The following is a 12,466-nucleotide window of genomic DNA, read 5'->3' on the forward strand; positions in this document are numbered from 1 at the left end:
CTGCAGAGTCAACCTCTTTCTCAGAAGTTTTTCTCCGGCGGCGCAGTCTCCTGTGCCTCTCAACCCGTTTCCCGTTGCCGGTTTGCCGTGTCAGTGGAGGCGCATTATAGGGAACGGCTCAGATAGCGCAAGTGCAAATCACAACTTTTTTACTGACCGTTCAATTTGCGCTCAAAAGGAGTAATAAATAAGCAAAAATCCCCCAAAAGGGCAAAAAAAAACGGGCCAGAGGCCCGTTTTTCAACTCGCACCCTTACTGATGTGCAGTTATGACGTCGTTTACAACATCCATTTCGATGGTTTTACCCGGCACCAGCGAACCTGCAAGGATCTGCTGAGCCAGCGGGTTCTCAATCTGCTGCTGTATCGCCCGTTTCAGCGGACGCGCACCATAGACCGGGTCATACCCGTTCTCCGCCAGCAGTTTGATCGCATCATCGGAGATGTGCAGCTGATAGCCACGTTCATCCAGACGTTTGTACAACCGCTGCAGCTGAATCTGCGCAATAGAAGCAATGTGTTTCTCAGCCAGCGGATGGAACACCACCACCTCATCGATACGGTTGACGAATTCCGGACGGAAATGCTGTCCGACCACACCCATAACAATATCTTTCATTTCCGGATAGCTGAGATTGCCGAACCGTTCCTGGATTAAATCCGATCCCAGGTTAGAGGTCATGATCACCACGCTGTTACGGAAATCGACCGTACGACCCTGCCCATCCGTCAGACGCCCATCATCCAGCACCTGCAGCAGAATGTTGAAGACATCAGGATGCGCCTTCTCGACTTCATCCAGCAGGATTACCGAATAAGGACGACGACGTACAGCTTCGGTCAGATAACCGCCCTCTTCATAGCCGACATAACCTGGAGGTGCGCCCACCAGCCGCGACACTGAATGTTTTTCCATAAATTCGGACATGTCGATACGAACCATCGCATCGTCACTGTCGAACAGGAAGTTAGCCAGCGACTTACACAGTTCGGTCTTACCTACCCCGGTAGGGCCCAGGAACAGGAAGGAACCAATAGGCCGGTTAGGATCTGACAGGCCAGCACGACTACGGCGAATCGCATTTGATACTGCTTCAACCGCTTCATCCTGTCCGATGACCCGGCCATGAAGATCCTGCTCCATGCGCAGTAACTTATCGCGCTCACCTTCCATCATTCGCGCCACCGGAATCCCGGTCCAGCGCGCCAGCACATCGGCAATCTCCACATCGGTTACCCGGTTGCGCAGTAACTTCATGGTTTTGCCTTCCGCCTGAGTCGCTGCGGCCAGCTGTTTTTCCAGTTCAGGAATTTTACCGTACTGCAGTTCTGACATCTGCGCGAGATCGCCCTGACGACGAGCCTGCTCTAAGTTCAGACGCGCCTGCTCAAGTTCAGCTTTAATATTCTGCGTGCCGGACAGCGAGGCTTTTTCAGTCTTCCACTCATCTTCCAGCTCGGCGTATTCGCGCTCTTTCTGGTTCAGCTCAGTTTCCAGCATCTCCAGACGTTTGATACTGGCATCATCCGCCTCTTTCTTCAGCGCCTGCTGCTCCAGCTTCAGCTGAATAATACGGCGCTCAAGGCGATCCAGTGACTCCGGCTTCGAGTCCATCTGCATACGAATGCTGGAAGCTGCCTCATCGATCAGGTCAATCGCTTTGTCCGGCAGCTGGCGGTCCGCAATGTAACGATGAGAAAGCGTTGCTGCTGCGACAATCGCCGGGTCAGTGATCTGCACATGGTGATGCAGCTCATAACGCTCTTTCAGACCACGCAGAATGGCGATGGTATCTTCCACAGTCGGCTCAGCCACAAAGACTTTCTGGAAACGACGCTCCAGCGCGGCATCTTTTTCAATGTACTGGCGATACTCATCAAGCGTAGTGGCACCTACGCAGTGCAGTTCACCACGCGCCAGCGCTGGCTTGAGCATGTTACCGGCATCCATCGCACCGTCCGCTTTACCGGCTCCCACCATGGTGTGCAGCTCGTCTATAAACAGAATGACGTTGCCTTCCTGTTTCGACAGGTCACTCAGTACGCCTTTCAGACGCTCTTCGAATTCACCACGATATTTCGCCCCGGCCACCAGCGCCCCCATATCCAGCGCCAGTACCCGGCGGCCTTTCAGGCCTTCAGGGACTTCACCGTTAATGATGCGCTGCGCCAGCCCTTCAACAATCGCGGTTTTACCCACGCCAGGCTCACCAATCAGCACCGGGTTATTTTTGGTTCGGCGCTGCAGAACCTGGATAGTGCGACGAATCTCTTCATCACGACCAATCACCGGATCGAGTTTGCCCTTCTCGGCTCGCTCGGTCAGGTCAATGGTGTATTTTTTTAATGCCTGGCGCTGATCTTCAGCCCCCTGATCGTTCACGTTGTCTCCTCCCCGCATCTGTTCAATCGCACTGGTGATTTTTTCGCGCGTTGCGCCCGCGGCTTTAAGCAGATCGGCCAGTGCACCACGTGATTCAAGGGCGGCCAGAACAAATAATTCGGATGAAATGAAGTTATCATTGCGCTTCTGCGCCAGCTTGTCGCACAGGTTTAATACCCGTACGAGGTCAGATGAGGGTTGTACATCCCCTTCGCTGCCTTCAACTTGTGGCAGGCGATCGATGGCCTCCTCAATGTGAGCGCGAAAAGGCGTAACGTTGACACCCGCAGAAGTCAGTAAAGGTGAAACCGATCCGCCTTCCTGTTTGAGCAACGCGCTCATCAGGTGCAGAGGTTCAATGAATTGGTTGTCGTGTCCCAGAGCCAGGGACTGCGCGTCGGCGAGAGCCAGCTGAAATTTGTTAGTAAGACGATCCAGACGCATAATTCCTCCCATTACAGGTCAAAATGCTACTGGAGATTAAATGAGGTCATCCCTCAAATTTTCAAGGTTAATGACCTGAGATTTGAGTAAAAAACACGCTAACTGGACCGTCTTATGGCGTAAGGTTATAACAGCCAGATCAAAGTTGCCATACGCCCGGTGATCCCCTCGCGACGGAAGGAAAAGAAATCGTCGCGCTGGGTGAAGGTACAACGGCTGTCGGCACTGATTGATTTCACGCCCGCTGCCTGCAGTCGCATACGCGCCAGCAGCCAGATATCAGCGTAAAATTTGCCGCCTGAAGGACGGAAAGCCTGCACGGCGCGAGGATCCTGAGCCATAAAGGCCTCACGTACTTCTGCACCAACTTCAAATGCATCCGGCCCGATTGCCGGACCCAGCCAGGCATGGATCTGCTCCGATGGCGAACGAAACTGCGCCAGCGTATTTTCCAGTACACTCGCACAAAGTCCGCGCCAGCCTGCATGTGCCGCCGCCACTTCCGTCCCATCCTGCGAACAGAACAGGACCGGGAGGCAGTCAGCGGTCATGATGGCGCAGACGACGCCAGGCTGATCGGTGATACAGGCATCGGCACACAATGGCGTACTTGCTCCTGCAGCCAGACGCACAACTTCAGTGCCATGAACCTGATCCAGCCACTGCGGCATCGCAGGCAAGCCCGCCTCTTCCATCAGCAACTGCCGGTTACGCGTTACCGTATCCGGATTATCCCCCACGTGCCCGCCGAGATTCAGTGCATCCCAGGGCGATGTACTGATGCCGCCCTGTCGCTGCGTCGAGCAGGCCCGAACGCGTGACGGAGCAGGCCATTGAGGCGTAATCAGATTCATCACCAGTTCATCTGGTCTTTGAATTCTTCGGTGTCTGCTTTTAACGCTGCGATCAGATCAACCATATCCTGTGGAAGCGCCGCATGGAATTCCATTTCAATCCCGCTGATAGGATGATACAGACGCAGCATGGTGGCGTGCAGTGCCTGACGATCGAAACCGCGCAGCGTAGTGATAAATGCCTCTGATGCGCCTTTTGGCGGACGCGGACGGCCACCATAAAGCGGATCGCCTACCAGCGGATGGCTGATGTGAGACATATGCACACGGATCTGGTGAGTACGACCGGTTTCCAGACGCAGGCGAAGACGGGTATGCGCGCGGAAGTGCTCCATGATGCGGTAATGCGTCACCGCCGGCTTACCCATCGGGTGAACCGCCATGTGGGTGCGTTTGGTTGAGTGACGGCTGATAGGCTGCTCAACAGTACCGCCCGCCGTCATATTACCAATCGCAACCGCTTCATATTCACGGGTGATTTCGCGACGTTGCAGCGAGTCCACCAGATGCGTCTGAGCCGGTACAGTTTTCGCAACCACCATTAAACCGGTGGTGTCTTTATCCAGGCGGTGTACGATGCCCGCACGCGGCACATCCATAATCGCTGGATAGTGATGCAGTAAGGCGTTGAGTACCGTACCATCCGGGTTACCGGCGCCAGGGTGAACCACAAAGTCGCGTGGTTTGTTGATGACGATGATGTCCTCATCTTCATAAACGATGTCGAGTGGCAGATTTTGCGGTTCCCAGCGCTGTGCCTCTTCGATCTCAGCGTCAATCGCGACCAGCTCGCCGCCCAGCACTTTTTCTTTAGGTGTATCGACCATGACGCCGTTTACTGTCACGCGACGGTCGAGGATCCACTCTTTTATGCGGGAACGTGAATAATCAGGGAACAATTCCGCCAAAGTCTGATCTAAGCGTTGTCCGAGTTGTGATTCGGATACCGTTGCGGTGAGTTGAACTTGTTGTGCCATATACAGCTTCTTCGTTAACGTTGGGTTTTCACGGCGATGCCGTTTAATATAATGTGCTATCGTACCTGGTCATTACCGGGAGCTATACGGACAGCTTCCGCCATAACATTTGAGGATAATCACTTCGTCATGACGCGTATGAAACATCTGGTGGCTGCTGCCACACTGAGCCTGGCACTTGTTGGTTGTTCCGGCTCAAATGACGCGGTACCGGACAGCCCGCCTTCTGAAATCTATGCTACAGCGCAGCAAAAGCTGCAGGACGGTAACTTTAAAGCTGCGATTAAGCAACTGGAAGCGCTGGATAATCGTTATCCGTTCGGTCCTTATTCGCAGCAGGTGCAGCTGGATTTAATCTACGCGTACTATAAAAATGCCGATCTGCCCCTGGCACAGGCTGCCATTGCCCGCTTTATGCGTCTTAACCCCACACATCCGAACATTGACTATGTCATCTATATGAAAGGTCTGACGGATATGGCGCTGGATGACTCAGCACTGCAGGGCTTCTTTGGTATTGATCGTTCTGACCGCGATCCGACGCACGCTCGTGATGCCTTCCGCGACTTCTCACAACTGCTGCGCAGTTACCCGAACAGCCAGTATGCGGCTGATGCTCAGAAACGTCTGGTCTATCTGAAAGACCGCCTGGCGAAATATGAGCTGTCAGTGGCGCAATTCTATACTAAGCGCGAGGCGTATGTCGCGGTTGTTAACCGTGTCGAAGGTATGATGCGCGATTATCCGGATACTCAGGCAACACACGATGCACTGCCGCTGATGGAAAATGCTTACCGCAATCTGCAACTGAACGCTGAAGCAGACAAAGTGGCGAAAATCATTGCAGCGAACAACAGCTGATAGCCCGGTAGCTTTTCAGCCATAAAAAAAAGCAGCCTGTGATGGCTGCTTTTTTTTGCTCAAAGAACAGTCATAAGTGGATCTGCTGCCAGCGAGCTAACTCATCAAGCATGCCGTGTTAATCGTTTCGCTTCAAGCCATTTCGGCCAGTTTCTCTGCCTTTCTCACAGAATGTTGTGACTGACAAAAAGTGACATTTTTTCGTGACCGAAATCTCACATTCAACGCTTTTTCGCGCTATGCTGAAAAGACCAAGACGGAAATGACAGAGAGGTAAGAAAGATGGTTCTGAACATTACCAGTAAACAAATGGACATCACTCCGGCAATCCGAAGCCATGTTGAAGACCGTCTCGCCAAGCTCGAAAAATGGCAAACCGACCTGATTAACCCACATATTGTCCTCTCCAAAGAGCCCAAAGAATTCGTGGCTGACGCCACTATTAACACACCTAACGGGACTCTGGTGGCCAGCGCCAAGCATGATGATATGTATACCGCGATCAACGATTTAATCGCGAAGCTCGAACGTCAGCTGAATAAAGTTCAGCATAAGTCTGAAGCGCGCCGCGCCAGTGCCAGCGTAAAAGACATTATCCCCGCCGACGAAGAGTCCTGATTTTCATAACGCGCCTCCGGGCGCGTTTTTTATTGACAGCTTTTAATCAGTACGGTTACTCTCAGGTCACTCTTTTTTCGGACGTTCACATGAAACCTGATCTGTTTTTCTTCGCTTTCTTTTTTACCTTCCCCTGAACGGGAGGCTATTCGTCGTGTGAAAATGAAAGCGAAGACGAACAACGAAGCCTCCCAACCGGGAGGCTTTTTTATTGGATAGCATACAGGTGAGCCCTATGAATCCCGACAATCCATTGCTGGCACTACGCGATAAGATCAGCGCAGTGGATAAAAAACTTCTGACGCTGCTGGCCGAGCGTCGTCTGCTGGCAGTGGAAGTCGCACAAGCGAAACTGGCAACGCATCGCCCGATTCGCGATGTGGAGCGCGAACGCGCGCTGCTGGAGAATCTGATTGTGCTGGGTAAAGCGCATAAACTGGATGCGCACTACATCACCCGCCTGTTCCAGCTGGTCATCGAAGATTCCGTACTGACGCAGCAGGCATTGCTGCAGAAAAACCTCAATCATCCCCATGCACATGCCGCCCGCATCGCTTTCCTGGGTCCGAAAGGCTCTTACTCGCACCTTGCCGCACGCAACTACGCGTCACGTCATTTCGATAGCATGGTGGAGTGTGGCTGCCTGAAGTTTCACGACATCATTAAGCAGGTCGAAAATGGCGTGGCTGATTACGCCGTGATGCCGATTGAGAACACCAGTTCGGGTTCGATCAACGATGTCTACGATCTGCTGCAACAGACCAGTCTCTCTATTGTGGGCGAGCTGACCTTACCTATCGACCACTGCGTGCTGGTGAATGGTTCTACCGATCTGCAGCAGATTGAGACGGTGTACAGCCATCCTCAGCCCTTCCAGCAGTGCAGTCAGTTCATTAACCGTTTCCCGCACTGGAAGATCGAATATACCGAGAGTACCGCGGCAGCGATGGAGAAAGTGGCTGCGCTCAACTCACCTAAGGTGGCGGCGCTGGGCAGTGAAGCCGGTGGCGAGCTCTATCAGCTGCAGGTGCTGGAGCGTAATCTGGCGAATCAGCAGCAGAACCATACCCGCTTTATCGTGCTGGCCCGCAAAGCCATCGAGGTTTCAGATCAGGTGCCAGCGAAAACCACGCTGATTATGGCAACAGGCCAGCAGGCGGGTGCGTTGGTTGATGCGCTGCTGGTTCTGCGTCAGCACAATCTGATTATGAGCAAGCTGGAGTCCCGCCCGATTAATGGCAATCCGTGGGAAGAGATGTTTTACATTGATGTGCAGGGCAACCTGCAATCGGAGCGGATGCAGCAGGCGCTTCAGGAATTACAGACCATGACCCGCTCTCTGAAGGTACTGGGCTGCTACCCCAGCGAAAATGTGGTGCCCGCTGAGCCTGGCGAATAAAAAGAATAAAAAAAGGCATCCAGCTGGATGCCTTTTTCATAGATGGATGGCTGTTATTTATGGGCGGCTGTCATTGGCCGAACGCAGCAGACTTCGGCTTTCGACCAGGAAGCGTTTTGCGTGATCGCCAAACCACTGTTCAACCCGGTTAAAGCTGGTGATAAATGCCTGCTTGTCGCCCTGCTCCAGCAGCGCAATCGCTTCACCAAACCGCTGGTAATAGCGTTTTATCAGCGCCAGATTACTCTCTGAAGACATGATGATATCCGCATAGAGTTGCGGATCCTGCGCGAACAACCGCCCCACCATCGCCAGTTCAAGCCGGTAAATGGGTGACGAGAGCGCCAGCAGCTGATCCAGATTGACGTTCTCTTCGGCTAAATGCAGACCATACGCAAAGGTCGCAAAGTGACGCAGCGCCTGTATGAATGCCATGTTCTGGTCATGCTCAACAGCGCTGATACGATGCAGACGCGCACCCCAGACCTGAATCTGCTCCAGGAACCACTGATACGCTTCCGGTTGTCTTCCATCACACCAGACCACCACCTGTTTTGCCAGGCTGCCGCTGTCCGGGCCAAACATCGGATGCAGACCCAGTACCGGGCCGTTATGAGCGGCCAGCATCGCCTGCAGAGGCCGGTTTTTCACTGACGCCAGATCGACCAGGATACAATCTTCAGGCAGTGGCGGCAGCTGAGCAATGACCTGCTCGGTCAGATGAATCGGCACGCTAATGATCACCATGCCGGCATCGCTAAGCAGTGCCCCAGCCTGTGGCCAGTCCTCTTTATCCAGCGTTTTAACCGTATAGCCAGATAGCCCGAGCATTTTTTCAAACAGCCGGCCCATCTGGCCCTTACCACCGACGATGACCACCGGACGCAGTTCAGGACAAAGGGTTTTAAAGCCTTTGTCATTCTCGCTGGTATAGGATTCCCGCATTACGCGACGCAGCACATCCTCAATCAGATCCGGTGGGACGCCGAGCGCTTCGGCCTCTTTGCGACGCGAAGCCAGCATCGACGCTTCACGCTCAGGCACATAGATAGGCAGGCCGTAACGGCTCTTCACTTCTCCTACTTCGGCCACCAGTTCCAGTCGCTTAGCCAGCAGATCCAGCAGCGCTTTATCAACACTGTCAATTTGATCGCGTAACGCGGTCAGTTCAGCCACCATTGCTCTTACACCTCTTGTGACAGACGCGCCGACAGCACTCCCTGCAGATCCTGATGCATTTCACGCAGCAACGTTTCGGTCACTTCCCAGTTGATGCATGCATCGGTTACGGAAACGCCATACTTCATTTCGCTGCGTGGCTGCTCAGAAGACTGGTTACCTTCATTGATATGGCTTTCCAGCATCAGACCAATGATAGAACGGTTCCCGTCTTTGATCTGCGCAATAGCGGATTCCGCTACGCCAGGCTGACGGCTGTAGTCTTTGTTCGAATTACCATGGCTGCAATCTATCATTAAGGCTGGACGCAGTCCCGCCTTGAGCATCTCTTTTTCACACTGCGCGACATCTTCAGGACCGTAGTTCGGCGCTTTGCCACCACGCAGGATCACGTGACCATCCGGATTGCCCTGCGTCTGCAGCAGGCAGACCTGACCAGCCTGATTGATCCCGACAAAACGGTGCGGCATTGCGGCAGCACGCATGGCGTTGATTGCCGTTCCCAGACTACCATCGGTGCCATTTTTAAAGCCTACCGGCATTGACAGGCCCGAGGCCATTTCACGGTGCGTCTGAGATTCAGTAGTACGTGCACCAATGGCAGACCAACTGAACAGGTCGCCCAGATATTGCGGGCTATTAGGATCCAGCGCTTCAGTGGCCAGAGGCAAACCCATTTCAACCAGGTTCACCAGCAGCTGGCGCGCAATGTGCAGACCCGCTTCCATATCAAACGAGTTATCCATGAAAGGATCGTTGATCAGCCCTTTCCAGCCGACGGTGGTACGAGGTTTTTCAAAATAGACGCGCATCACGATAAAAAGCTGATCTTTCAGCTCTTCAGAAAGGGTTTGCAGACGACGAGCATAGTCCAGTGCCACTTCGGTATCGTGAATTGAGCAGGGTCCGCACACCACCAGCAGACGCGGGTCGCGGCCGGCAATAATGTCAGAGATGGTCTGGCGGGACGCCGCAACCTGATCCTGCTGTTCAGCGGTCAGTGGAAACTTCGCTTTCAGCTCTTCAGGCGTGATGAGTACCTGTTCACCGGCGATATGCACATTGTTCAGCGCGTCTTTTTGCATGATGGCGATCCTTTGGCTCGTATTAGCTGATTGGGGCTCCTCATCGAGGAATATAAATACTGTATCACAGGCAATACATAGCGCAATATTATATGTACACATTCATTACCACAGATCAAAAGCAACAAACAGCACCTTAATAAAAACCATAAATATCAATATTATAAAAAATAACCGCACTACAATAATTTCCGTTAATAGTAAAGTTAAGTTTACGATTAGCTTTATTGCGTTTCTGCCTGCTGCAGGCAAAATGAACATAATGTTTATTTTAATGCTGAGTCCATCATGCACGCCTCCCCACTTAACATCTATCTGCGACCTTTTGAGCTTAACGACGTTTCCGCGTTTACTGCTGCGGTGAATGACTCACTGGACAGCCTGATCCCCTGGATGGTCTGGGCGCATCACGATTATCAGCCTCACGAAGCAGAAAGCTGGATCCGCTTTACTCACTGGCAACGGATGAGGGAGGAGGCGGAAGAGTTTGCAATCGTTGATCAGCATGACCAGCTGCTGGGAGGCGCAGGAATACGCTTTGCCCGTCATCCGGGTGACACCAGCGCAATTGGTTACTGGGTTCGCAGTGATGCACAGCGTCAGGGAATCGCCAGCCGCGCGGTGGCCGCTTTGCTGCCGCTGGGGTTTTCACGCCAACAGACCCGGGTGATTGAGATTCTGGCAGCAGAGGATAACCTGGCCAGTCGGAGCGTGGCTGAGAAGTGCGGTGGTCAGTTCATTGGCTGTCGCTATGGCCTGATCGTCTTAGAGAAAGGGCCGGTTAATACTGCGATTTATCATTTTCAGCGGCCGGCTGCCGGTTAGCTTCTGTCAGCTGGCTGCCATCAGGAAAAAAAAAGGGGCTGGCAGATGCCAACCCCTTGTTTGCTATTAACTTTTAGATGTCGCGTTAGCGATACCTTAGTTAAGACGCTCTTTAATACGAGCAGACTTACCAGTACGCTCACGCAGGTAGTACAGTTTGGCTTTACGCACAGCGCCACGACGTTTAACAGCGATGCTGTCAATTACAGGTGAATGAGTCTGGAATACACGCTCAACGCCTTCGCCGTTAGAAATTTTGCGAACAGTGAATGCAGAGTGCAGACCGCGGTTACGGATAGCGATAACCACGCCCTCGAATGCCTGCAGACGTTTTTTAGAACCTTCAACGACCCATACTTTCACTTCCACGGAATCACCCGGGCGGAAGGAAGGTACGTCCTGTTTCATCTGCTCTTGTTCAATTTGCTTGATAATGTTGCTCATAATTAAATCTCATATCCTGGGTAAACTGATAGTCGGGGAAGATCACTCTTCCACATCATCGTTTTGTTGCTGCCGGGATTCCCGCTGGAACTCGTTCAGCAACCTTGCTTGCTCTTCAGTCAGAGCCAGGTTTTCCAGAAGTTCAGGTCTTCTCAGCCAGGTACGGCCTAGCGACTGCTTCAGACGCCAGCGGCGAATATCAGCATGGTTACCTGACAGTAATACTGCCGGGACCTCCACGCCGTCTAACACTTCAGGACGGGTATAGTGCGGACAATCCAGCAAACCGTCAGAGAACGAATCCTCATCGGCTGACGCCTGCTTGCCGAGTACGCCTGGAATAAACCGGGCAACTGCGTCAATCATCGTCATCGCTGGCAGTTCCCCGCCGCTGAGAACGTAATCACCGATTGACCATTCTTCGTCAATTTCGGAATGAATTACGCGCTCATCAATCCCTTCATAACGACCACAGACCAGAATTAACTTGTCTCGTGCCGCCAGTTCGCAAACGCCCTGTTGGTCCAGTTTGCGGCCCTGAGGTGAAAGATATATCACTCTGGCGCCATCACCTGCCGCTGCTTTCGCTGCGGAGATGGCATCCCGTAAGGGTTGTACCATCATCAGCATTCCCGGTCCGCCGCCATAAGGACGATCATCCACGGTACGGTGCCGGTCGTGCGTGAAGTCACGAGGACTCCAGCTCTGAATGCTGAGCAGACCGTTTTTTACAGCCCGGCCAGTTACCCCGTAATCGGTAATAGCGCGAAACATTTCTGGAAACAGGCTGATAACACCAATCCACATTGTATTCGCCGTTACGTTACCGTTCGATTCGGAGATCAAAAACCAGGATCCCAATCTACCTCAATGACGCCAGTAGAGAGATCGACTTTCCTGATAACCTGTTCATCAAGAAACGGAATTAACCGCTCCTGAGCACCGAATGCATCTTTCAGGTTTGCCTTAACGACGAGTACGTCGTTCGAGCCGGTTTCCATCATATCGATGACTTTACCCATCTCGTAGCCTTCGAGGTTAACTACCTGGCAGCCCATAAGGTCTTTCCAGTAGTAATCACCCTCTTCCAGCGATGGCAACTGCGTCGAGTCAACCTGAATTTCGCAATTGGTTAACTGAGCCGCCGCATCCCGATCGTCAATGCCTTTGACTTTGATGATCAGGTCCTGATTGTGGTGCTTCCAACCGTCCAGTTCGACCTGCTGCCATTTACCGGCGCGCTGGATGAACCAGGGTTGGTAGTTGAAGATGCTTTCAGCGTCTTCAGTGGAGGAAAACACTTTGAGCCAGCCGCGAATACCGTAGGCGGCTCCCATCTTACCCAATACAATCGGGTTAACAGGAGGCTGTGCGGCAAGTTGTCTGCTCATGCTCAC

Annotated in this window: 13 protein-coding genes and 1 other annotated feature; of the genes, 5 read left to right on the forward strand and 8 right to left on the reverse strand. The window is 52.8% G+C overall.

What is annotated here, in order from left to right; translation table 11 throughout:
- Window positions 1-253: 253 nt before the first annotated feature.
- The 3 genes from clpB to rluD form a co-directional block, all read right to left on the reverse strand.
- Entirely contained in the window at window positions 254-2,839 is a 2,586-nt protein-coding gene (gene clpB / locus AC6I8J_RS14500) for an ATP-dependent chaperone ClpB (protein WP_202605109.1), read from the reverse strand.
- Between the two features lie 113 nt (window positions 2,840-2,952).
- A complete protein-coding gene (gene yfiH, locus AC6I8J_RS14505; RefSeq protein WP_497825507.1) occupies window positions 2,953-3,681 on the reverse strand; it encodes a purine nucleoside phosphorylase YfiH in 729 nt (242 codons plus the stop codon).
- Entirely contained in the window at window positions 3,681-4,658 is a 978-nt protein-coding gene (rluD, locus tag AC6I8J_RS14510) for a 23S rRNA pseudouridine(1911/1915/1917) synthase RluD (protein ID WP_013358810.1), read from the reverse strand. The genes yfiH and rluD overlap by 1 nt, the downstream gene beginning before the upstream one ends.
- Before the next feature lie 129 nt (window positions 4,659-4,787).
- Here rluD and bamD point away from each other — a divergent pair, with 129 nt between their 5' ends.
- The 4 genes from bamD to pheA all read left to right on the forward strand — a co-directional run bounded on the left by bamD (window position 4,788) and on the right by pheA (window position 7,536).
- Window positions 4,788-5,519, forward strand: a complete 732-nt coding sequence (gene bamD / locus AC6I8J_RS14515) for an outer membrane protein assembly factor BamD (RefSeq protein ID WP_009086788.1) — start codon at window positions 4,788-4,790, stop codon at window positions 5,517-5,519.
- A gap of 282 nt (window positions 5,520-5,801) precedes the next feature.
- Complete coding sequence (gene raiA, locus AC6I8J_RS14520) at window positions 5,802-6,137, forward strand: ribosome-associated translation inhibitor RaiA (protein ID WP_161736779.1); 336 nt, start codon at window positions 5,802-5,804, stop codon at window positions 6,135-6,137.
- A gap of 88 nt (window positions 6,138-6,225) precedes the next feature.
- Window positions 6,226-6,350: a sequence feature (Phe leader region), on the forward strand.
- Complete coding sequence (gene pheL / locus AC6I8J_RS14525) at window positions 6,227-6,274, forward strand: pheA operon leader peptide PheL (protein ID WP_193555295.1); 48 nt, start codon at window positions 6,227-6,229, stop codon at window positions 6,272-6,274. (Overlaps the previous feature by 48 nt.)
- A 22-nt stretch (window positions 6,351-6,372) precedes the next feature.
- Entirely contained in the window at window positions 6,373-7,536 is a 1,164-nt protein-coding gene (pheA, locus tag AC6I8J_RS14530; protein WP_222925099.1) for a bifunctional chorismate mutase/prephenate dehydratase, read from the forward strand.
- Window positions 7,537-7,593: 57 nt separating this feature from the next.
- Here the strand turns inward: pheA and tyrA are convergent, their stop codons facing one another.
- Together tyrA and AC6I8J_RS14540 are read right to left on the reverse strand one after the other, a co-directional pair.
- Window positions 7,594-8,715 (reverse strand): bifunctional chorismate mutase/prephenate dehydrogenase, encoded by a 1,122-nt coding sequence (gene tyrA, locus AC6I8J_RS14535; protein WP_161736781.1) that lies wholly within the window; start codon window positions 8,713-8,715, stop codon window positions 7,594-7,596.
- A gap of 5 nt (window positions 8,716-8,720) precedes the next feature.
- Complete coding sequence (locus tag AC6I8J_RS14540) at window positions 8,721-9,800, reverse strand: 3-deoxy-7-phosphoheptulonate synthase (protein ID WP_161736782.1); 1,080 nt, start codon at window positions 9,798-9,800, stop codon at window positions 8,721-8,723.
- Between the two features lie 288 nt (window positions 9,801-10,088).
- Here AC6I8J_RS14540 and AC6I8J_RS14545 point away from each other — a divergent pair, with 288 nt between their 5' ends.
- The gene (locus AC6I8J_RS14545; RefSeq protein ID WP_497825508.1) at window positions 10,089-10,625 is read left to right on the forward strand and encodes a GNAT family N-acetyltransferase; all 537 of its coding nucleotides are present in this window, start codon (window positions 10,089-10,091) and stop codon (window positions 10,623-10,625) included.
- 96 nt (window positions 10,626-10,721) lie between these two features.
- On the opposite strand, the gene rplS is transcribed toward AC6I8J_RS14545, so the two are convergent.
- Genes rplS through rimM form a run of 3 tightly spaced genes read right to left on the reverse strand, consistent with a single transcriptional unit; the run spans window position 10,722 to window position 12,460 of the window.
- Window positions 10,722-11,069, reverse strand: coding sequence for a 50S ribosomal protein L19 (gene rplS, locus AC6I8J_RS14550; RefSeq protein WP_003849035.1), 348 nt, complete (start codon window positions 11,067-11,069; stop codon window positions 10,722-10,724).
- Between the two features lie 42 nt (window positions 11,070-11,111).
- Complete coding sequence (trmD, locus tag AC6I8J_RS14555) at window positions 11,112-11,876, reverse strand: tRNA (guanosine(37)-N1)-methyltransferase TrmD (RefSeq protein ID WP_050496505.1); 765 nt, start codon at window positions 11,874-11,876, stop codon at window positions 11,112-11,114.
- Window positions 11,877-11,911: 35 nt separating this feature from the next.
- Window positions 11,912-12,460 carry a ribosome maturation factor RimM gene (gene rimM / locus AC6I8J_RS14560; RefSeq protein ID WP_497825509.1) on the reverse strand — a complete coding sequence of 183 codons (549 nt, stop codon included), beginning with the start codon at window positions 12,458-12,460 and terminating at the stop codon, window positions 11,912-11,914.
- Window positions 12,461-12,466 lie beyond the last annotated feature (6 nt).

It is taken from the genome of Pantoea sp. X-Soil-ISGK-355 (genome assembly GCF_059730805.1).